This is a genomic window from Mixta mediterraneensis, from assembly GCF_030283135.1.
Lineage (GTDB): Bacteria > Pseudomonadota > Gammaproteobacteria > Enterobacterales > Enterobacteriaceae > Pantoea > Pantoea mediterraneensis.
This window is the reverse complement of the sequence record NZ_JASUAZ010000010.1, coordinates 50,049-71,832: the sequence shown is the minus strand read 5'-3', so window position 1 is coordinate 71,832 and position 21,784 is coordinate 50,049. Positions and strand designations below refer to the sequence as shown.

The following is a 21,784-nucleotide window of genomic DNA, read 5'->3' as shown; positions in this document are numbered from 1 at the left end:
ATAATTCGCCCATTTTTTTATCGTAGTCTACGCTGAGGACAGTCTAACCAGGCAGAGGTGAATGATGAGCAAGCAATCGTTAACCCGTTATATTGCTACGTTCCATTTTCAGGAATCCGGTCTAAGCGACATTCTCGAACTGACCAGCGCCATGACGTCGGCGGGCTTTACCACCGCGCTAATCGATGATGAAGGTCATTCTCATGAGCTGGGTACCAATAGTTTTGGCATTATCACTACCCTTGAAGAGGCTGAACTGCAACAGCAAGTCACCGCCGCAGGCGAAAGTGTGCTGGGGCAGCAGCCAGAAGTGACAATTACCACGCTGGAAGATTTCTTGCGTAGTGCGCCAGATAAAAATTCAACCGTCTGAGCAGATAAGCCGTGCACCAGCACTGGTTTTGGTGAATATTTAAGCGTTACAATCGTTCTTACGCAGCGAATAAAGAGGATAGCCCGATGTGGTCAGCCATTAGTCGTCTGTTAAGCGAGCAGTTAGGCAACGCCGAAATCACACAACGCCATGAACTTCCCGGTGGAGACGTTCATCCTGCCTGGCATATTCGTTATGGCGATTATGACGTGTTCGTCAAATGTAATAGTCGGGAAATGTTATCGCTATTTACCTGGGAGGCCGATCAGCTAGCGCTGCTTGAACGCACGCAAACAGTTCGCGTGCCTAAAGTTTACGGCGTTGGCAATGATCGCAATGACAGCTTTCTGTTGCTGGAATATATCGCGCCACAGCCTCTGAATGAGCACAGCGCGTTTCAGCTCGGCCAGCAGCTGGCCTGTCTGCACCAGTGGAGCGAGCAGACGCAATTTGGCCTCGACTTCGATAACAATATTACGACGACGCCGCAGCCAAACAGCTGGCTCCGGCGCTGGTCAGTTTTCTTCGCTGAACAACGCATTGGCTGGCAGCTCCAAATCGCCGCTGAGAAGGGTATTCAATATGGCGATACTGACTTGATTGTCGCCTGTGTACAGCGCGTTCTGGCGTCTCATCATCCGCAACCTTCTCTCCTTCATGGCGATCTCTGGCCGACAAACTGCGCGGGCAGCGCGCAAGGCCCATGGATTTTTGATCCCGCCTGTTACTGGGGCGATCGTGAATGTGATTTAGCGATGCTAAACTGGTTTGACCATCTGCCACGCCAGATTTTTGAGGGGTATCATACTGTCTGGCCGCTGCCGGATGGATTCTCCCAGCGGCAACCGGTTTATCAACTCTACTATTTACTTAATCGCGCCAATGTTTTTGGCGGTAACTGGCTTAGCGAAGCGCAATTCGCCATTGGCCAGTTATTAGATGAAGATGAAGCGGCACAGCGCCAGGCTAAACCGGCCTGAGTGCTTAAACCAATCCCAGCAGTGACAGCACAAAATACCCGACTACCGCAATCACTATGGGCAAAATATACAGCGGGAAGATTTGTAAAAAAATGGTATGGCGCGGCACACGTACTTTCTCTTCAAGTTGCTGACGTGAGCGCCCTTCGCTGCCTTTCGTTTGCTCCAGTATCATCTGATCTTCAATTCCTTCTTTAATATGGCGTGCCTGGCGCGCCATTCTTGCGCCTGATGCTTCCAGCGCCAGCCCAACGAAAATCAAAATATAGATAAGCCAAAAGCCGATATTCATCTGACCATTAAACTCTGGCACCGGCGAGTTGTGCCAGAAGAAGCCCAGAAACGGCGTATTAAAGCGCACCATATCGATCATCACATGGACAAAATCCAGCATTACAGCATCAATGCCAGGCTGCTTTTCGCTGTGCTTAAACATAAAACTCAGCACAGAAATCACCGTTGAAAGTAACGCCAGTAAAAAAATCACCCAGCCAGCCACACGCTTAAGGATGGCGATGCGGCCAGCCTGTTGATAGGTCATGGTATCTCCTGAACCCAAAATCCAATGTGCACTAAGTTTACCTGTGCATACGAAAATTTCCCAAAAAAATGAGCGGGCTGCGACCGTCAGGAGCCGTCTACGCCGTCGTCGAACGTTTATGCTAAGGTAGCGCAAACTTCACAAGGAGACGCTGTATGCCATATCACCGCCCTGTTCTTGCCGCTTTGTTTGATATGGATGGATTAATTATCGATTCTGAACCGCTGTGGGATCAGGCCGAAATGGATATTTTTTCTACGCTTGATGTAGACCTGACTCGCCGCAGCGAACTGCCCGACACGCTGGGTTTACGCATCGACCAGGTAGTGCGAATGTGGTACGAAACGCTGCCATGGCGTGGCCCAGACCAACAGGAAGTCACCCATCGCATTATTACGCGTGCGCTGTCATTGATTGAAGAAGCTCGTCCGCTGCTGCCTGGCGTTGAAAACGCGCTGCAACTTTGCCAGCAGCAAGGGTTAAAGACTGGCCTCGTTTCTGCTTCTCCGTTATTTATGCTTGAGCGCGTTTTAGAAATTTTTAATCTGCGCCACTATTTTGAGGTGCTGGTTTCTGCCGAAGCATTGCCTTACAGCAAGCCGCATCCCCAGGTTTACCTTGATGCGGCTGCTAAGCTCGGCATCGATCCACTTAACTGCGTAACGCTTGAGGATTCATTCAACGGCATGATTGCCACCAAAGCGGCGCGTATGCGTTCTGTTGTGGTGCCTGCCGCTGAATACCGTCACGATCCGCGCTGGTCGTTAGCCAACGTCAGACTCGACGATCTGACGCAGCTTACCGTGGCACATTTGCAGGGTTAACTTTCCACCCGCCTGAATAAAGGCGGATTTTTAATGCCTGCCTGGTGACAGTATTGACCTGCCCCACAAATAAATAAAACAATGTTTCATTTTTATTGAATTCAGGTATCACTCTTCCTAAGATGCGCAAAGACACCCCAGTCGGGGCGCGTAAAACTTTTGCAGAGAGGTCTGAGATGGACGTTCGTCAAAGCATTCACAGCGATCACGCCAGACAGCTGGACACCGCCGCACTACGTCGCGAATTTCTGATTGAGAAAATTTTCGAAGCCGATACGTATACGCTGACCTACAGCCATATTGACCGCATCATTATCGGCGGCGTGATGCCGGTAAATCATTCGGTGACCTTTGGGGATGAAATCGGCAAACAGTTTGGCGTGAGCTATCTTCTTGAACGGCGCGAACTCGGTGTGATCAACATTGGCGGCCCTGGTGTGATCGATATAGACGGCAAAACCTGGGAAATCGGCAGTGAAGAAGCGTTATATATTGGCAAGGGCGCGCGTCATCTCACCTTCCGCAGCGCCAGTCCTGCTCAACCGGCTAAGTTTTATTACAACAGCGCCCCCGCCCATCACACTTTTCCTGATAAAAAAATCACGTTGCAGGATGCCTCTTCCGTCACGACAGGCAGTGCAGCTACCTCTAATCGTCGCACTATCAATAAATTTATTGTCCCGGATGTGCTGCCAACCTGCCAGCTCACGATGGGATTAACCAAACTGGAAGAGGGCAGCCTGTGGAACACCATGCCGTGCCATACCCACGAGCGTCGCATGGAGGTGTACTTCTATTTCGATATGCCTGATGAAGCTGCAGTCTTTCATATGATGGGCCAACCGCAGGAAACGCGTCATTTGCTGATTCACAATGAGCAAGCGGTGATTTCACCCAGCTGGTCCATTCACGCCGGGGTCGGCACACAACGCTATACCTTTATCTGGGGCATGGTAGGTGAAAATCAGGTCTTTGATGATATGGACCCTCTCAACATCAGCGAGCTGCGCTAAGCGAAGGAGAAACAAGATGGTACTGGATGCGTTTAATCTGGAAGGCAAAGTGGTGCTGATCACCGGCTGTAATACCGGCCTGGGGCAAGGAATGGCATTAGGACTGGCACAGGCTGGTTGCGATATTATCGGGGTTAACCGTACTGACCCTGCGGACACGCAAAGCAAAGTGGAAGCGCTTGGCCGCCGGTTCTGCTCGCTACAGGCTGATCTTACCCACCCGGAAGTGGTGACACAAATGGTCGAACAGGCTGTTGCCGCCTGCGGTAAGATCGATATTCTGATCAATAACGCTGGCATTATTCGCCGTGACGATGCGCTGAATTTCAGCGAGCAGGACTGGGACGATGTGATGAACGTCAACAGCAAAAGTTTGTTTTTTCTGTCTCAGCAGGTTGCTCGCCAGTTTATCGCACAAGGTCACGGCGGCAAGATCATCAATATTGCTTCAATGCTGTCATTTCAGGGCGGAATTCGCGTGCCCTCTTATACTGCATCGAAAAGCGCGGTGATGGGTTTAACGCGTCTGATGGCAAATGAATGGGCCAGACATAACATCAACGTCAACGCCATTGCGCCGGGTTATATGGCCACCAATAACACAGAACAGTTACGTAACGATGAATCACGTCGTGAAGAAATCCTGGCACGCATTCCGGCCGGGCGCTGGGGCATCCCGGATGACATGATGGGACCCGTTGTTTTTCTCGCCTCTGCCGCTTCAGATTACGTCCACGGCTATACCCTTGCCGTGGACGGGGGCTGGCTGGCACGCTAACGTTCAGGACGGGCAAGATCCAATCGCCCGCCGCTTTTAAAAAAATTAATGCTTCGTTACAGCGTCACATGTTCTCATTTACTGGTTAAATCCCTATACTGGATGCATTGACAGTTTGTTGCAGCCAGGTTTTATCATGACGGCCGAAGGCCATATCATTTTTGCCATTGCCAGCGCTATTTTCGTTAAACGTGCCGAACTCACACCCGTGATGGCGCAGGCAGACTGGTGGCATTTGGTCCCGGCAACGTTATTAACCTGCCTGCTGCCCGACATCGATCATCCTAAATCCGTATTAGGCCAGCGCCTGCGATGGCTTTCTCAGCCCATTGCGCGCGCCTTTGGTCATCGTGGCTTTACGCATAGCCTGCTTGCAGTCGCTGCGGCGCTGTGGCTATTTCAGATCAATGTTCCTAAAGACTGGCCGCTGCCTGCTGATGTGCTGCAAGGTATGACGTTAGGTTATCTCAGCCATATCGTTGCCGATATGCTGACACCCGCCGGGGTCCCATTATTGTGGCCGTGCCGCTGGCGCTTCCGCTTACCCATCCTGAATAGCCAAAAAGGTAACCAACTGGAGCGCGCCTTATGTCTGGGTTTAGTCGGCTACGCGCTGTGGTTTCCTGTTGGCCTGCCTTCTTTTGGGGCAAATGGCTGGCCCAGCCAGCTGTTTGATACGCTACAAAACGGCGTCAGCCGCCTTATCTCTGACCAAAGTGCACACTAAACAAACGAATTTAACCAGTAAGTTATATGCCATTCCATTTGGGTATAAGGCTGCACCATAACCTACTGCTACCATTACGGCACGCTTAATTCGTGATTAACATTATGCTGCCTGTCACCTCACTTAGCGCAGCATTATCCTGGAGTTTCAGTATGGGTCTTCCCCTTATCCTTAATATCGTGACCTTTGTCGTGCTACTCGTGCTGCTGTCACGTCTTGGCCGTGAAAAGTGGAGCCTGTCGAAAAAAGTGCTGTCTGGCTTAGTCATCGGCGTGCTTTTTGGCCTGGCATTGCAGCTCATTTATGGTGAAAACAGCGAGGTGGTAAAAACCTCCCTGAACTGGTTTAACATTGTCGGCAACGGTTATGTGCAACTGCTGCAAATGATCGTCATGCCGTTGGTATTTGTCTCGATTCTCAGCGCGGTGGCGCGTCTGCATAATGCCTCTTCTTTAGGTAAAATCAGCGTGCTGACCCTTGGCGTACTGCTGTTTACTACCGCGATTGCGGCCCTGGTTGGTGTGTTTGTTACCGGTCTGTTTGGTCTCAGCGCTGAAGGATTAGTCCAGGGTGCACAGGAAACCGCCCGCCTCAGCGCCCTTCAAAGTCACTACGTCAGCAAAGTCTCTGACCTGAGCGTGCCGCAGCTGCTGCTGTCATTTATCCCGAAAAATCCGTTTGCTGATCTGACAGGTGCGAATCCGACTTCAATCATCAGTGTCGTGATTTTTGCCGCCTTCCTCGGCGTTGCCGCACTGCAACTGTTGAAAGACGATGAAATAAAGGGTCAGCGCGTACTTGTGGCGATTGAGACGCTGCAATTCTGGGTGATGAAACTGGTGCGTCTGATCATGAAGCTGACGCCTTATGGTGTGCTGGCATTGATGACTAAAGTGGTGGCCGGTTCAAACCTGCAGGACATCATCAAGCTAGGCAGTTTCGTGGTGGCCTCTTACCTTGGCCTGGGAATCATGTTTGCCGTGCACGCGCTGCTACTGTCGGTCAATGGGATCAATCCGCTGCGCTACTTCCAGAAGGTCTGGCCGGTGATAACGTTTGCTTTTACCAGCCGCTCCAGCGCAGCCAGTATTCCTTTAAGCGTCGAGACACAAACCCGTCGCCTGGGCGTGCCGGAATCCATTGCCAGCTTCTCAGCTTCGTTTGGTGCGACTATCGGCCAAAATGGTTGTGCCGGACTTTATCCAGCCATGCTGGCCGTGATGGTTGCGCCTACGGTTGGCATCAATCCCTTTGATCCGCTGTGGATTGCAACGCTGGTCGGTATCGTTACGCTAAGCTCTGCAGGCGTAGCGGGCGTCGGTGGTGGTGCAACTTTTGCCGCGCTAATTGTACTGCCTGCAATGGGCCTGCCGGTTACGCTGGTTGCCCTGTTGATTTCCATCGAACCGCTGATTGATATGGGCCGCACTGCTCTGAACGTTAATGGCTCAATGACCGCCGGTTCACTGACCAGCCGTTGGTTAGGTTTAACCGACAAAAAACGCCTGGAAAGCGACGAGCACGTTGAACTGGCGCATCGTTAATTTCCCCTGCAACCTGGCGTTTTTGCGCCAGGTTGGTTGCTTTTTTCCAGCGTAACCTCTCCACAATTCCCTGCCTTCATGGCGTCTCCGTTAAGAAAACGTTAAGCATGGTAAAGAGGCGAAAAAACGCCCTTTTTACGCTTGTCTTTACCCGCTAAAAGGAGAATCCTGCATCCAGTCTTTCCAGGAGAATGCTCATGAAAAAAGTTATCGCCTCGATGCTGGCGTTAACCCTGTTATCGCCCGCTTTTGCTTTTGCCCATGCCGATGGATGGGGCCCCGGTCCGGGACCCCACCGGGGTGGACCTGGACCGCACTGGGGCGGGCCTGGCCGGCTGGGTTTTCTGCCCGACGCGGCTACCGCCGTGTTGATCGGTGGTCTGACGTATTACCTGCTGAACGGCAGTTATTACCAACGTCAGGGGGATAACTACGTGGTGGTTGAGCCGCCAGCAGAACCGTCAGGCAGTGCCATGCGTGTGCTTGATTTCAACGGCAAACGTTTTTATGTACAGGCAGGACATTACTACCAGCGAGAGATCAATGGCGATTATGTCGAAGTCCCTCGTCCTGCTGGGTTGTAACTTATCCAACGAAAAACGGCCCGTCATTGACGGGCCGTTCATTATTTTATTCTGTCTGCGATTTACTGACTGGCTTGCGGATCGGTATCGTAATCTGCACAGCTCTGGAAACCGTAGTTCATTACGCGACCGGTATCGTTATAGCTCACGAAATAGGTCTGCGGCTTACCGTTGCGCTCGCCCAGAACATAGGTCTGACACGTACCACGTGCGTGAACCATGGTAATTTCAGTCGACGGGGTTCCCGCAATCTGGCGAACCTGATCGCGCGTCATCCCTTTTTTAACGTCCTTCACTACCGGCTTAGTCACGTAGCTTTCAGCGCGATCGTAAGTCGTACAACCAGACAGAGCAGCCAGCGTCAGCGCCGCAGCGATACATCCCATCACTTTATTCATCTTGTTGTTCCTCATTTATTGTCCATGTGGAAAAAGCCTGGAACATAAATCCAGATTTATCAAGTTAATGCCGAACTTTAAGTGAATTCTGAAGCGTCAGGTTTTAGTAAAGAAAGCTGATTTACCGGCACAGCATCCGTATAATCGCCAGCGAGAATAAGCACTCTCAAAACTATTATCTGGAGCTGGCATGAACCAACAGCGCGACACCCGCGAGGAGCGCCATCGTACCCGTCAGGATGAAATTATCATGGCGGCACGACAATGCTTTCGCCAGTACGGTTTTCACGCCGCCAGCATGGGACAGCTGGCAAGTCGCGCAAACCTCAGCGTAGGCCAGATCTATCGCTACTTTCCCAGCAAAGATGCGCTGATAGAAGAGATGGTAAAACGTATTGTCGATAACCGGGTTGCCGCAATGAGCGACCACGTTGACGCGCAACACATTGCCGCCATGCTCGCCTGGCGAGAAACGCTGAGCGAGGATGATGAAATGCTGATGCTGGAAGTAGCCGCAGAAGCCAGTCGCAACCCACGCGTGGCCGACATTTTACAAGCCGCCGATGCCCATATTTTCAGCAATGCCTGCCGCAAAGTGCGCCTGAACTATCCCCATCTCAGCGATGTGCACATTACCGCCTGCGTTGAAGTGCTGGCAGTGCTGGTTGAAGGCACCGCATTTCGTCGACTGACGCCGCAGAAAGCTTCAGCGACCTCACTTCAGGCCCTTTATCAACAATTGATCCACCACATCATTAAACATTCAGAGGATAAATGACACCTGCACATTCTAACCGGCTGGTCTATGCCATCACGCTGGGATTACTGGCGGCGCTTGGGCCGCTTTGTATCGATCTCTACTTACCCGCTTTGCCACAGCTGGCTCAGGATTTAAACACGGAAACGTCCACTGCACAGCTCAGCCTGACCGCAGGATTACTGGGCCTGGGCGCCGGGCAACTTCTGTTTGGTCCGATGAGTGACAAGTTTGGCCGTATTCGCCCGCTCATGTTATCGCTGGTACTGTTACTCATCGCCTCAATCGGTTGTGCGCTGGCCCAGGATATTAACCAACTGCTGCTGGCACGTCTGTTTGAGGGCTTAGCGGGTGCAGGCGGCGCGGTATTATCGCGTGCAGTGGCACGCGACATGTACAGCGGTCATGAACTTACTCGCTTCTTTGCCCTGCTGATGCTGGTTAATGGTTTAGCCCCGATAGCGGCTCCGGTGTTGGGTGGCGTATTAATGACGATGCTGAACTGGCGTGGCATTTTCGTGGTGCTGGGCTGCATCGCCGTATTGTTGATTTTTCTTGCTCGCTGGAAACTGCACGAAACGTTAGCGGAAGATCGTCGCAGTAAAGGATCGCTGTTCTCAGCTTATGCTGCGTTAGGGCAAGTGATCACCCATCGACCATTTATGGGCTTCTGCCTGACGCAGGGCTTTATGATGTCTGGGATGTTTGCCTATATTGGCGCTTCACCTTTTGTCTTGCAGCAGGTTTACGGTTTATCGCCCCAGGCATTCAGCTTTTATTTTGCCACCAACGGTATCGGCCTGGTTATCGCGTCACAAACCAGCGCCCGTCTTTGCCCTTTATGGGGCGAATACCGGGTGCTGAAAGGCGGTCTGACGCTGGCGTTTGTCGCCTCCAGTATGCTGCTACTGGCAGCGCTGACCGCCGCACCGCTACCGTTGCTGCTGCTGGCGCTGTTCTTTACCATCGCCAGTAATGGTGTCATTGCAACCACCGCGTCTTCCCTGGCTATGCAAAGTCAGGGCCACCGCGCAGGTAGCGCCTCGGCGGTGATTGGCGTCACCATGTTTAGCCTTGGAGCGATTGCAGTACCGATCACCGGGATCGGTGGCACATCGGTGCTAAGCATGACGGCGACTATCTTTGGCTGCTTTATGTCGGCTATCGTGCTATTCATACTGCTGGCTAAAAAACCTGAGCCAAAGGTAAAAACTGCCTGATTTAGCAATGATTAACTGAAAACAGCAACCGCTTTAGCTTGTTGTTTTCGGTTATGCACGTTAGCTTTAATACACCGTTTGCATCGTGCCGACAGGCTACTGACTTGAGGAGATGTTCATGTCACAGCAGCAGGAAATCATTGAAGCCTTTGGCGTTCAGCCAACCATTGACGCTCAACAAGAAATTCGCACCAGCGTTGATTTTTTAAAGTCCTATCTGAAGCGCTATCCCGGCATAAAAAGTCTGGTACTCGGCATCAGTGGCGGCCAGGATTCGACTCTGGCGGGTAAACTGTCGCAGCTGGCTATCAGCGAATTGCGCGAAGAAACCGGTGATAACGATTACGCATTTATCGCGGTACGTTTGCCTTTTGGCGTTCAGTCTGATGAGCAGGATTGTCAGGATGCGCTGGCATTCATCAAACCTGATCGTTCATTGGTGGTGAATATTAAAGAGGCGGTTTTAGCCAGTGAACGTGCCCTGAAAGAAGCGGGTATTACGCTTTCAGACTTTATCCGCGGTAATGAAAAAGCCCGTGAACGCATGAAAGCACAATACAGCATCGCCGGAATGGCTAAAGGCGTGGTGGTTGGAACCGATCACGCTGCAGAGGCGGTTACTGGCTTCTTTACGAAATACGGCGATGGCGGCACTGACATCAATCCCCTTTTCCGTCTCAACAAACGTCAGGGCAAAGCGCTGCTGAAAGCGCTGGGCTGTCCTGAGCATCTTTATTTGAAGCATCCCACCGCCGATCTGGAAGATGATCGTCCAGGCTTGCAGGATGAAGTCGCACTCGGCGTCACGTACGAAATGATTGATGATTACCTTGAAGGCAAAACGGTTGCGCCAGAAACCGCCCGTATTATCGAAGGCTGGTATCTGAAAACTGAGCATAAACGCCGTCCTCCCATCACCGTATTCGACGATTTCTGGAAATGAACCATATTCTCCCTCGCTTTTTGTGCAGGGAGAATCCAGCCTGGGATTGCTTAATGCCCTCCCGCTTGCCCATGCCCGCTGACTGGTTTAACGGCAATCATGATGAGTCTGCCGGGATCGACAGGCTGCTGGCTGGCGATGCAGGGAGATCAAGCCGCTGGCGCACATTTCACCACCCTGTTATGCTGTATGGACAACCAGTAAATGGAGTCCATCTTGGTACGACGTGCAGCAACGCACCGCCTCGAATTTGACGCGGCTGCTATTTATCAATATCCCGAACACCTGCGTGAATGGCTGGAAGATCTGCCCAACGTGCCTGGTGTGTATACCTTTCATGGCGAAAGTGACACCTTACCGCTCTATATCGGCAAAAGCGTTAATTTACGATCGCGCGTTATGTCCCATTTTCGCACGCCAGATGAAGCCAAAATGCTGCGCCAGTCGCGGCGGGTGACATGGATCCCAACAGCGGGGGACCTTGGCGCGCTGCTGCTTGAAGCTCAGATGATCAAAATGCAGCAGCCGCTGTTCAATAAGCGTTTACGTAAAAACCGCCAACTCTGCTCCCTGCAAATCACCGAGGGCAAGCCGCAGGTGGTTTATGCGCGCGAACTTGATTTTACCCAGTCGCCCAACCTGTTTGGTCTTTATCGCAGCCGTTTTGCCGCGCTGGAAAGGCTTAAACAACTTGCCGATGAGTATCAGCTATGTCACGGATTGTTAGGACTGGAAGCCCTTAGCCCACAACGCGGCTGTTTCCGTTCGGCATTGCGTAAATGTGCCGGCGCCTGCTGTGGTAAAGAACCGCTCAGCGATCATCAGGATCGCCTGCTGACGGCGTTAGAAAATGTGCGGATATTTTGCTGGCCGTGGCAAGGCGCGGTGGGGTTAGTGGAAAAAGGCGAAACCATGACGCAAATCCACGTCATTGATCACTGGTTCTATCTTGGATCGGTCAATACCCTTGAAGAGGCGAAGCAATTAAAGCGCGCACCCGATGGCTTTGACCATGATGGCTATAAAATTCTTTGTCGGCCGGTGCTTTCCGGTCATTATCCCATCCATCCGTTATAAAGCCTGAACGAAACCGCCGACGCTGCCCACAACATAAATGCGGTGGACAACGTCGGCGGTCTCAACGTCTTGCTTTAGCGCCAATTACTCTGCTGGCGGTGGCGGCATTTTACCGGCGTGTGGGCCTTTATCGGTCAAATGCTTCTCGAAATTGGCGTTGTACTGTTTTTTCTGCTCAGGCGTCAGTACGTTATACAGTTTGTTCTGGGTTTCCATCATCGCGACCGCATTCTCTTTCGCATTTGCGGTCATTTTTTCTGCCTGCGCTTCCGCTTTGGCTTTATCGAAGCTGTCAGAGGCAATAATGGCATGATTGGCGCGGCGCTCTTCCAGCGACGGACGTTTCATTTCTTTGCGGCTCTCTTTCATGATGTCACGCATTTGCGTTTTCTGCGCATCGGTCAGATTCAGACCTCTGAACATCATATGCATACCAGGGTGCATCGGCGGCTTATGCATCGGCTTTTCGCTACCAGCTGGCGGTGGCGTCAGGTTGTCAGCCGCAGCGTGGACAGCGCTGGCTGCACCAAACGCCAGCGAGGAAGCCAGTAAAAGGGAAGTCAGTTTACGCATAATAGTGTCCTTATAATTCAGTTTGATGACGACAGCGCTCTGTCGCGTCTTCGGAAACAAGCATACGATGCTGAACGTCAACTACTCAGAGCCTGAGTAAAGCCGTGAAAGCATAAAAGACAGAAAACCGGCAATCATGAAGAGAATGCGAAGAATTACGTGAGGAATTGCAAAACTGTATGAATTTACAGAAGAATCGGTAGAAATCATGAAGGAGTGTAAGGGTTCTGGTAGGAAAGCAGAAGGGAAACTTCCGCTGTTTTATGAGAAAAACATGATTATTTAAAGCGGCAGGGCCTGAGTTTGTTCGCTTTCTTCAATCAGCATTAAACCTGCACGCAACCCCAGCGCGACATCAGGATTCGGGAATAACACATATTCTCGCGCCTGTTGCACGTAATAACGTGTGTCACTATCTTCTGCCAGTAAAGTCCCTTGCGGAAATGCGGTAAAATTCAGCGTGTCACTGCCCATATGCAGGACAAAATCTTCACTCTGGCGAGTAATTTGCTGGGTGACACGATAATGTTTTGGCTGTGATGCTGAAGCGGATACAGCCTCACCGTACAACAACCCGGCCAGTGCCTGCTCAGCGGCAGCGAATTGTGATAAATCGTTTTTGCCAAATGGCCTGGCTTTGCCCAGCTCCAGCGTACAGCTGGCAGCCGCAAAGTGTTCGCAGCTAAAATGGGTAAAAGTGCCGCCTGGCGCACGATGAAACACCAACGCCTCCATCCCAGCTGCGGCCAGCCAGTGCATAAACTCTGGCGGCCATGGCCGCTCAGTATACGGCATCAATCCAAAGCGCGCATGATACGACCCGCGAATCGCGGTATGCAGATCCAAATGCCAGCGTGTCTCCTCCGTTTCGCAAGCCTGCCAGAACGTTTCTACCGCCTGTTCAAGCCGCAATACGCGATGCGCTTCATCACCATCAACGATCTGCTGCCAGCGTCCGCCAAACAGCCGGTTGATGTCGTAACGCAGATATCGCTTACCGGTTTTTAACGCAACCGGATTGCCTAAGATCACCAGCAACCGTTGCTGTAACGGCTTTTCTCCCCTGAGTAACGGCAACAGCAGGTGATTAACCATTTCGACCGGCGCGGTTTCGTTGCCGTGGATCCCCGCCGACAGCACCAGCGCGCGACGCGCTTTTTCTTTTGGCTCCATCAACAGAATGCCGTAATCCAGCCACTGCCAGCAAAGGAAGTCAGTTTCACCCTTGCGCTTTCGCGGCGCGCTACCAGACAGCGTCTGCTGCAAAAAATCCTGCATCGCTCCTCCTTTTCGCATGAAATAAAAGGCAGCCCGCAGCTGGCTGGCTTTTACTGCTGAAATGCATACACATTTCCTAAGTCTAGCAGCCGGGTTAAGGTATCCAGCGCTTCACGCCCTTCACGCAGCAGTTGCGGGTCGGCCAAATCGGCTTGCGTGAGGCGATCGCGATAATAACGATCAACCCAGTTATTCAGTGCGGCGAACAGGCGATCATTCATTAATACCGCCGGATTGACCGCGCTTTGCTCCTCCGGCGTCAAGACCACCCGCAAACGTAAACAGGCCGGGCCGCCGCCATTCGCCATGCTTTCACCCAGGTCAAATACCTTAAGCTCGCGCAGCGGCCCGCCTTTTTCAACTTCCTCGCAAAGAAAATCCCATACGCCCGCGTGTTGTCGGGACTCTTCAGGCAAAATCAGCATCATGCTGTCGTCAGATCGGCTCAGTAGCTGACTGTTAAACAGATACGTATTTACCGCCTCCTGGACGCTAACCCGGTTTTCAGGGACTTCGATGGCAATAAAACCCGGTACGCGCTGTTTCAGCTGCGCCAGCAGCGCGGCCTGGTTAACAAATGCGTGTTGATGGCAGAACAGAACCTGCCGGTTGCTGACGGCGATGACATCGTTATGAAATACGCCCTGATCGATAACCGCCGGATTCTGCTGCGCAAAGATCACGTTCTCAGGTGAAAGCTGATGCAGGCGCGCCACTGCTTCACTGGCTTCACGTGTTTGCCGGGCAGGATACCGCTGCGGCGCGCTGCCATCGTGACGGGCTTCACGGCCATAAACAAACATCTGCACGCCCGGTTCGCCATACTTACCAGCAAAACGATTATGGTTAGCGGCCCCTTCGTCACCCAACATCGCCACCTGCGGCAACGCGTTATGCACGCAGAAGTGCTGCGGATCGCGAAAGATAGCCCCTAAAAGCTGGGCGGTTTCCGGTGCCTCAATGGCGCGGTGAAACTTGTTATTGAGATTGGCAACGGTGAAATGCACCCGGCGATCGTCGCTGTCGACAGAAGGCGAAACCGTGGCGGCATTGGCCACCCACATCGCTGAAGCAGAACTGGCAGATGACAACAAACCTGGCGCGGTGTGTGCCGCTTTAGCCAGCACCTGTTCGTCGCTCCCGCTAAAGCCAAGCTGGCGCAAAACATGCAGACTAGGGCGCTCATGTGGCGGGATCACTCCCTGCACAAACCCCATATCGGCCAGCGCTTTCATTTTCAGCAGACCCTGTTTAGCCGCCAGGCGCGGGTTCGAAGGCTGCAATTGATTACGTGTCGAGGCCACGTTACCAAACGACAAGCCAGCGTAATGATGGGTCAGGCCCACCAGCCCGTCAAAGTTAGCTTCTAATGCTTTCATTTGGCTGCCTCCGAGAAATCCAGCCCCGGCGATAAAGATGCAGGCAGTGTCAGCTCTGGCGTTTCCAGTGACGCCATTGGCCATGCGCAATAATCAGCCGCATACCAGGCGCTGGCGCGATGATTCCCGGATGCGCCAATACCGCCAAACGGTGCCGTACTGGCCGCCCCGGTTAACGGTTTATTCCAGTTTACAATGCCGGCACGTGCTTCCAGCAGCAGCCGATCGAAATGAGCGCGCGACGGTGAGATCAATCCACACGACAAGCCGTAGCGCGTCTGGTTTGCCAGCCGAATCGCTTCGTCATAATTATCATAGCGAATCACACCGAGCAGCGGCCCAAACACCTCTTCATCCGCCAGGTTTTTGATCGCCGTCAGATCAATAATGCCAGGCGTTAATAACGCGCTCTGGCGATCGGGCCAGCGCATTTCCAGCAGCACGTTGCCCCCCGCCGTCACGCGCTGCTGCCATTCATGGAAAATTTTTTCCGCTGCGCTACAGGAAATAACGCTGCCCATAAAGGGTTGCGGTTCCGCATTCCACGCAGCCGGTTGCAGGCGGGCGCTGACTTCGACTAATCGCTGCAAGAAGGCGTCACCCGCTACACCACGTTTCACCAACAGGCGACGCGCACAGGTGCAGCGCTGCCCGGCGGTAATAAAGGCCGATTGCAGCGCTATATGCACCGCTGCATCAATATCTGCCGGGTCTTCAACGATCAGGGCGTTGTTGCCGCCCATTTCCAGCGCCAGCATTTTTTCAGGCTGGCCGCCAAACTGGCGATGCAGCTGATAGCCGGTATGCGCGCTGCCGGTGAATAATAAGCCATCTATCTGCTGATCTGCAGCCAGCGCCTGCCCGGTTTCACGCCCGCCCTGCACCAGCGCCAGCACGCCTGCGGGCAAACCGGCTGCCAGCCATAACTGCACGGTTTTCTCGGCCGTCAGCGGCGTCAGTTCGCTGGGTTTAAACACGACGCAGTTTCCTGCTAACAGCGCCGGTACGATATGGCCATTCGGCAAATGGCCGGGAAAATTGTAAGGCCCGAATACCGCCAGTACGCCGTGTGGACGATGACGCAGTGAACTTTCGCCGTCTGTCTGTTCACCGGTGCGCGCGTGGTAGGCTTTGACAGAAATAGCGATTTTGTTAATCATCGCGCCCACTTCGGTCAACGCTTCCCAGCGCGGTTTACCGGTTTCGCGCGCGATAGTTTCGGCCAGATCAACTTTATTCGCGGTCAGCTGGGCCGCAAATTTCTCAACCCTGGCCTGACGCTCAGCAAAAGGTAACGCTGCCCACGCCGGAAACGCCGCTCGTGCGGCTTCACATGCGTTAGCGACCTGTGTCGCTGAGGCTGCCTGCCCTTGCCACAGCGTCTCCCCGCTGACCGGATCCTGTTTAGTGATTGTCTCCGCACCGCCCGTCAACCATTGTCCATTAATCATCTGCGTCATGCTTTTTTCTCCTCACGGCACGATGTCACCACGCGCAGGTTGTCGCCCGGCTGACATTTCAATGCCTGCATCTGTTCATCGGTTAACTGCACGCTGTCGCGCTGGCTATCGACAGGCAAAAGCGCCACGCGAAACTGACGATAATCGGTGTTAGCGACCAGGCAGAGTGGCGCATCCGCATTAGCCTGTCCTTTTTCCGCCGTACGCAAGCGGCTTTTCCGTACTGCACGAATGCGGTCGATTTCGCACTCCAGCGTCGGGCCGCCATCGAAAATATCGACATAGTTGAGATAGCGGAACCCTTCCGCTTCCAGAACAGCGCGCGCCGGGGCTGTTTTAGGGTGTACCTGACCAATCACCACCTGCGCTTCAGGCGTGAGGTAATGTATATATAAAGGGTGCTTTGGCATCAGCTCGGCAATAAAGGCTTTCTGCCCGGTGCCGCTGAGGAAATCGGCCTTACTAAAGTCCATCGAGAAGAAGCGGCTGCCGACGCTGTCCCAAAAAGGTGAATAGCCGTTTTCATCGCTGACGCCACGCATTTCTGCTACCACGCGATCCGTAAAGCATTCGCGGAAATTCGCCATAAACAGAAAGCGCGATTTCGACAGCAGATAACCATTTTTGCCATCACGATAATCGGGATCGAGAAACAGCGTACAGAGTTCGCTACTGCCAGTGTGATCGTTACTTAAATACAGCGTGGGCAACGCCGCATAGACGTTGAGCTCTTTCGAAGCATGCACATGGGTGCCAACGCGGAAGTTGTACCAGGGATCCTGCAGGCCTACCGCAACTTCGATGGCGCAAATACCCACTGCCCGGTTGTCTTTATCGTCGGCCAGGACAAAAACATAGCCCTGCTCGGCCCGCGGTAGCGTCCCTTCCCAGGTTTGCAACGAACGCTCAATGCGCGCCTGCAGGGTGGCACTGTCAACAGGCAGTGAGGTTAGTCCCCCTCCCGTTTTCCCCGCCAGCACCATTAGCTGGCTGAGATCATCACGTTCAACCGGGCGGATCCCATCATGATGACGTTCCTCGCACAAAGGAGCCGCAAGCCTCAGCAAAGCGCGCCATCCCCGTTTTGAGCTCCTGCTCGCTGATATTTAGCGCCGGGGCAAAACGCACCACACTGGCGCCAGCAATTAATACCATTACGCCCAGCTCGGCCGCAGCGAGGTTGATCTGTTTGGCTTTTCCGGCAAATTCATCGCTGAGTACGGCCCCGATCAACAGGCCAAGCCCACGTACCTGTTTAAACAGCTGCAACTGCTGATTGATCTCCTCCAGCGCTTCAACAATCCACGCATGTCGCTGGGCAACCCCTGCCATTATGTCAGCCTGGTTGATCAGCTCCACGACCTTTCCCGCCACTGCCCCTGCCAGCGGATTGCCACCGTAAGTGGTTCCATGGGTGCCGACGCCCATCACTAAGGCCAGATCTTCACGCGTTAACATGGCGCCAATCGGGAAGCCGCCGCCGAGCGCTTTGGCACTGGTCAGTACATCTGGCGTGACGCCGTAGTGCATGTAGGCATACAGCGATCCGGTACGTCCTACGCCGCTCTGCACTTCATCAAAAATCAGCAGTGCCTGATGTTTATCACAGCGTTCGCGCAAGCCGCGCAGAAAAGCCGGGTCAGCGGGCAGCACGCCACCTTCACCCTGAATCGGCTCAACGATTACCGCACAGGTATTGTCATTAATTAACGCCGCAGCCGCGTCAAGATCGTTAAATGCAGCGTGTTGAATGTCCGGTGGTAGTGGCGTGAAATCTCTGGAGTAGGCGGGTTGCCCACCGGCAGAGACGGTAAACAGCGTACGGCCATGAAACGCATTGTTGAAGGCGACGATGCCGCTTTTTTCCGCACCAAAGCGATCGTGCGCCACTTTACGCGCCAGTTTTAACGCGGCTTCGTTTGCTTCCGCGCCCGAGTTACAAAAAAATACGCGGTCGGCAAAGGTGGCATCAATCAGCTGTTTCGCCAGGCGGAGAATAGGTTCATTGGTGTAGCCATTGCCGGTATGCCACAAGCGGGCAGCCTGTTCTTGCAGCGCCTGCTGCAACGCCGGATGCGCATGTCCTAAAGCATTAACGGCAATGCCTCCCGCAAAATCGATATAGTCTTTTCCATTCTGGTCCCAAACGGTGGAGCCTTCAGCACGGACCGGCACAAAAGCAGCGGGAGCATAGACAGGCATCATCCATTGATCGAAATCGTGACGTGAAACTTGCAGTGACATAACCATCTCTCCTGCTTTCCCTGGCGGGTAAAGCGTTTGTTTTAAAATTGTTAAAGTCCGGGTTAACGCAGCTCTACTCTAGATTGCAGATAGCGTGCCAGCCAAGGACAAAAATGCATAAAACGATTTGAGTTATGGAATATCAAGGAGTTACGACAACACCTCATTCACTTAAAATGCATATTTAGTGAATAACAATCTTAACGGAGTGCTTACGGCGAGGATTAAATAGCGGAATTATGCAATTACGCTATGAAATAGCGCTTTTGTGATCGCCAGTAAATTATTTGTCCAAAAATGCGCGTGTATTGCGCTTTTATCGGGCGGCTTGCCTCTTGCCGGTGCAATTAACCCACACGAGCCGAAGAAAGGAATAAAAAGAAAGAAATAAAAGGCAGGCAGAAAATCTAATCCGGTTTACCTGATGGCCCGGCTTATCTCGCCGGGCTTTTTTTGAGGGAGTTTTAGTATTGCAGTCGTAAATAAAAAGCAGTCAGTGAAGGCGGCATGAAAACAGTTTGCCTTCACGCCTGACGCAACGGAAATATCACGTCAAACGATAATATTTATCCGGTCTCATTGGCTGCGGTAAGTCATGCTCACCGGCCATTTCACGTAAGTTGATTTCAATATTGGTGCAAATCGCATCCATGGGCAGATGGTTATTCTCATAACCGAACGGCATTTCCAGTTCTTCTGCCAGCGTATCCAGCGACAAAAAGGTGTAGGCGATAAACACAGAAACCAGCGGCGTTATCGCATGCAGATCCGGAGCCAGCGCAAACGGCAGTAATGAGCAGAAAAGGTAGACGGTACGATGCAGCAGCAGGCCATAAGCAAAAGGTACAGGCATACTGGCAAGGCGTTCACAGCCGCCTAATACTGCGGCAAGCTGGTTGAGGTTGTTATCAATATTGCCCCACACCAAATCACTGATTTTCCCCTAGCGACGCTGTTCCGCCAGCCAATGGGACAGCTGTAATTGCAACACATTCGCGGGCGAATGTCGGCTCAGTACCCACCCGGCCTCCTCACCTAACAAACGCGTCAGATCTTCACGTGCATCGGTGCGGCGTAATTGATGTTTAAGACTGGCACAAAAGGCCAGTAGCAGCGTTTGTACACGTGGTACATCCGCCGGACACACCGCCATCACCTGGCGTTGAATCGTGCGGCAGGCGATCAGCAACGATCCTAAAAATTGTCTGGCTTCACTAAAGCGAGCAAAACATACGCTGTTGCGAAAGCCGAGAAAGACGGCGATAGAAACGCCGAGCAGGCTAAACGGCGCAAGCGTCAGCTTAATCCCCAGTGTTTCATACCAACCTAACGATGCCAGTGCGATTAAGGACATCATTAAATTGAGTGATAAGCGAAACAGAATATCAGGCAGCACGGAGCCGTGCCAGGCGAACAAACGAATGAACCAGTGGCGTTGCGGACGAAGGATCATAGTGTGCAGGTGAACAGGAATTTTCGCCGATTCTGCGAGTTTCCTTAAAAACTTTCCACCAGAAAAGTGTGACAATTGTCACGCTTTTCTGCGTACCTCCTCAGAGGTTTAAACCGGCAGATTTTTCATCGGGTGCCATCAAATCATAACGCTCATCGGAGTGCTCGTTTAACGTCATCGGCGGCTGCAATTTCAGGGTAATCCAGTTTGAAGTGACGCGTTGCTGCTTAGCGTCTTCCAGCGTTACCGACAAATGATATTCATTGGTCGCGCCAGGAGAATTGTCCCATGGTGGCAGGATGACGCTCCAGCCTTGCGGATTGTTATTATTGGCAGGCGGCGTCAGGCTTAATGCCTGCGTGTCGCCCTGCCAGCTTACCGCTTTAATGGCATTACTGGCGCGTATTTGTAACTTCAGCGACAAATTTTCACTGCCGTTTAATTGCCACGGCGGTGTTGCAAGAAACACAGATAATGTCTTGCGCTGGCGGAAAGATAAAACCGGCGTATCGCTACGCGTCACCCTGTCGTAACGGCTGCCTCGCAGAGAGTGTGCAACTGCCACATTACTGGCGTCCAGTTGTTTACGCAGCGCAACGCCAAAACGGTAATTCAGTTTCAGTCCGAGCTGATCCTGGCTTTCGCCCGCACTGCTGGTTTTATGCGTCGCAGAGAATGTCACCAGCGGCACCGGCGTATAAGAAACGCCAAAGGTCATTGCCGAAGGATTGTGATAACGGTTGCCACTGTTGAACAGATCAACGTTTTCGCCAAGGTATTGCTCCCAGCTTAATGACATGCCTAGCTGACGGTAAAAGGGCAGATAACTTTGGCTGGTTACGTCATATCCGCGCGCCATACGCTGCTGTTGCATATCACCAAAGTTTTTCCAGCCGGAAAGCGGATGGTAATAGTTAGCCGACAGACGGAGATTATCGCTCCACGCTTCGGTGCCAACTGAGGCTCGTTGCAAACCGCTACTGAAGGTGCGATCAACAAAAGTGTTGTAACCAAGCAGCCAGTGCCCAGTCTCCCAGCGCTGGCCCAGTCCCGCATTCCCTACCAGACCGTCGGACGTATCATGTAAGCCAACCTGACTGAAGGTAAGCGAGTTGCGTTCGTCTGCTAAGGTGCTAAACAGATCGCCGCCGGTGCCGGTAAAATTACCGTCCATATCCACCATCAAATCCAGCGATGCATTGCCATAAGGCGACAACAGTGATTGCCCTTTATTTTCAACCCGCTCGGCAACTTCGTCACGCAGATGATTGAATGCCCAGATTCCCGCCTGCTGGCTAAATGAGGCATCGCTATCGCTGTTTTTGCTGGCTTCACCAATGCTTTTTGCAACCTCTGCCAGTTTCTTGCTCCACTCGCTGCTGTCATTATCATTCCCCAACGAAGGCAGGTTATCGAGTGACTGACGAAAGCGTGTAGGATCGTCAAACGGCGTAGCCGACACGCTGGATTCGCTTTGTTGCGCAGCAACAGGCGCAGCGCAGACGATGGCTAAAGCCACTAGCGAGAAAGCCAACGATTTCCGATTCAATAAAGCAAAAGTCATAGGCAATAAGTAGGTCTCTGCCAGGAAGATTTACAAAACCAATAACGATTACCTTAACATATTGTGATGATCAT

At 52.6% G+C, this 21,784-nt stretch carries 21 protein-coding genes and 1 pseudogene; 12 read left to right on the top strand and 10 right to left on the bottom strand.

Annotated features, from left to right (window positions below):
• Positions 1-64 precede the first annotated feature (64 nt).
• Positions 65-373, top strand: coding sequence for a type V toxin-antitoxin system endoribonuclease antitoxin GhoS (gene ghoS / locus QRY16_RS09005; RefSeq protein WP_193404359.1), 309 nt, complete (start codon positions 65-67; stop codon positions 371-373).
• An 86-nt stretch (positions 374-459) separates the two neighbouring features.
• The gene (locus QRY16_RS09000) at positions 460-1,353 is read left to right on the top strand and encodes a fructosamine kinase family protein (protein ID WP_289776338.1); all 894 of its coding nucleotides are present in this window, start codon (positions 460-462) and stop codon (positions 1,351-1,353) included.
• Between the two features lie 4 nt (positions 1,354-1,357).
• On the opposite strand, the gene QRY16_RS08995 is transcribed toward QRY16_RS09000, so the two are convergent.
• Complete coding sequence (locus QRY16_RS08995; RefSeq protein ID WP_193404029.1) at positions 1,358-1,894, bottom strand: YniB family protein; 537 nt, start codon at positions 1,892-1,894, stop codon at positions 1,358-1,360.
• A 155-nt stretch (positions 1,895-2,049) separates the two neighbouring features.
• Between QRY16_RS08995 and hxpB the strand changes: the two genes are divergently transcribed.
• The 6 genes from hxpB to QRY16_RS08965 all read left to right on the top strand — a co-directional run bounded on the left by hxpB (position 2,050) and on the right by QRY16_RS08965 (position 7,364).
• Entirely contained in the window at positions 2,050-2,718 is a 669-nt protein-coding gene (gene hxpB / locus QRY16_RS08990; RefSeq protein WP_193404028.1) for a hexitol phosphatase HxpB, read from the top strand.
• A 176-nt stretch (positions 2,719-2,894) separates the two neighbouring features.
• Entirely contained in the window at positions 2,895-3,731 is an 837-nt protein-coding gene (gene kduI, locus QRY16_RS08985; RefSeq protein ID WP_289776337.1) for a 5-dehydro-4-deoxy-D-glucuronate isomerase, read from the top strand.
• A gap of 16 nt (positions 3,732-3,747) precedes the next feature.
• A complete protein-coding gene (gene kduD / locus QRY16_RS08980) occupies positions 3,748-4,509 on the top strand; it encodes a 2-dehydro-3-deoxy-D-gluconate 5-dehydrogenase KduD (protein WP_289776336.1) in 762 nt (253 codons plus the stop codon).
• A gap of 136 nt (positions 4,510-4,645) precedes the next feature.
• Positions 4,646-5,236, top strand: a complete 591-nt coding sequence (locus QRY16_RS08975) for a metal-dependent hydrolase (RefSeq protein ID WP_289776335.1) — start codon at positions 4,646-4,648, stop codon at positions 5,234-5,236.
• A 152-nt stretch (positions 5,237-5,388) separates the two neighbouring features.
• The gene (locus QRY16_RS08970; RefSeq protein WP_289776334.1) at positions 5,389-6,780 is read left to right on the top strand and encodes an L-cystine transporter; all 1,392 of its coding nucleotides are present in this window, start codon (positions 5,389-5,391) and stop codon (positions 6,778-6,780) included.
• A gap of 197 nt (positions 6,781-6,977) precedes the next feature.
• Positions 6,978-7,364: a DUF6515 family protein gene (locus tag QRY16_RS08965; RefSeq protein ID WP_193404024.1), complete on the top strand. Its 387-nt coding sequence runs from the start codon at positions 6,978-6,980 to the stop codon at positions 7,362-7,364.
• Positions 7,365-7,426: 62 nt separating this feature from the next.
• Here the strand turns inward: QRY16_RS08965 and osmE are convergent, their stop codons facing one another.
• The gene (gene osmE / locus QRY16_RS08960; RefSeq protein WP_193404023.1) at positions 7,427-7,762 is read right to left on the bottom strand and encodes an osmotically-inducible lipoprotein OsmE; all 336 of its coding nucleotides are present in this window, start codon (positions 7,760-7,762) and stop codon (positions 7,427-7,429) included.
• Positions 7,763-7,952: 190 nt separating this feature from the next.
• Between osmE and QRY16_RS08955 the strand changes: the two genes are divergently transcribed.
• From QRY16_RS08955 to cho, 4 genes are all read left to right on the top strand, one after another.
• On the top strand, positions 7,953-8,540 hold the full coding sequence (locus QRY16_RS08955; RefSeq protein ID WP_289776333.1) for a TetR/AcrR family transcriptional regulator: 588 nt from the start codon (positions 7,953-7,955) through the stop codon (positions 8,538-8,540).
• A complete protein-coding gene (locus tag QRY16_RS08950) occupies positions 8,537-9,739 on the top strand; it encodes a multidrug effflux MFS transporter (protein WP_289776332.1) in 1,203 nt (400 codons plus the stop codon). The genes QRY16_RS08955 and QRY16_RS08950 overlap by 4 nt, the downstream gene beginning before the upstream one ends.
• A gap of 118 nt (positions 9,740-9,857) precedes the next feature.
• Positions 9,858-10,682 (top strand): NAD(+) synthase, encoded by an 825-nt coding sequence (gene nadE, locus QRY16_RS08945; protein ID WP_289776331.1) that lies wholly within the window; start codon positions 9,858-9,860, stop codon positions 10,680-10,682.
• 216 nt (positions 10,683-10,898) lie between these two features.
• Positions 10,899-11,759, top strand: a complete 861-nt coding sequence (gene cho / locus QRY16_RS08940) for an excinuclease Cho (protein WP_289776330.1) — start codon at positions 10,899-10,901, stop codon at positions 11,757-11,759.
• Between the two features lie 84 nt (positions 11,760-11,843).
• On the opposite strand, the gene spy is transcribed toward cho, so the two are convergent.
• The 8 genes and pseudogenes from spy to QRY16_RS08900 all read right to left on the bottom strand — a co-directional run bounded on the left by spy (position 11,844) and on the right by QRY16_RS08900 (position 21,710).
• Positions 11,844-12,332 (bottom strand): ATP-independent periplasmic protein-refolding chaperone Spy, encoded by a 489-nt coding sequence (gene spy / locus QRY16_RS08935; RefSeq protein ID WP_289776329.1) that lies wholly within the window; start codon positions 12,330-12,332, stop codon positions 11,844-11,846.
• Positions 12,333-12,614: 282 nt separating this feature from the next.
• Entirely contained in the window at positions 12,615-13,610 is a 996-nt protein-coding gene (gene astE / locus QRY16_RS08930) for a succinylglutamate desuccinylase (RefSeq protein ID WP_289776328.1), read from the bottom strand.
• A 50-nt stretch (positions 13,611-13,660) separates the two neighbouring features.
• Positions 13,661-14,989 (bottom strand): N-succinylarginine dihydrolase, encoded by a 1,329-nt coding sequence (gene astB, locus QRY16_RS08925; RefSeq protein WP_289776327.1) that lies wholly within the window; start codon positions 14,987-14,989, stop codon positions 13,661-13,663.
• Entirely contained in the window at positions 14,986-16,449 is a 1,464-nt protein-coding gene (gene astD, locus QRY16_RS08920; protein WP_289776326.1) for a succinylglutamate-semialdehyde dehydrogenase, read from the bottom strand. The genes astB and astD overlap by 4 nt, the downstream gene beginning before the upstream one ends.
• Positions 16,446-17,495 (bottom strand): arginine N-succinyltransferase, encoded by a 1,050-nt coding sequence (astA, locus tag QRY16_RS08915; protein ID WP_289776325.1) that lies wholly within the window; start codon positions 17,493-17,495, stop codon positions 16,446-16,448. Before astA ends, astD begins: the two co-directional genes overlap by 4 nt.
• Positions 17,473-18,693: an aspartate aminotransferase family protein gene (locus tag QRY16_RS08910; RefSeq protein WP_289776324.1), complete on the bottom strand. Its 1,221-nt coding sequence runs from the start codon at positions 18,691-18,693 to the stop codon at positions 17,473-17,475. Before QRY16_RS08910 ends, astA begins: the two co-directional genes overlap by 23 nt.
• A gap of 547 nt (positions 18,694-19,240) precedes the next feature.
• Positions 19,241-20,146, bottom strand: a pseudogene (locus QRY16_RS08905) (bestrophin family protein).
• Positions 20,147-20,246: 100 nt separating this feature from the next.
• Positions 20,247-21,710 carry a YchO/YchP family invasin gene (locus QRY16_RS08900; protein WP_289776323.1) on the bottom strand — a complete coding sequence of 488 codons (1,464 nt, stop codon included), beginning with the start codon at positions 21,708-21,710 and terminating at the stop codon, positions 20,247-20,249.
• Positions 21,711-21,784: the final 74 nt, after the last annotated feature.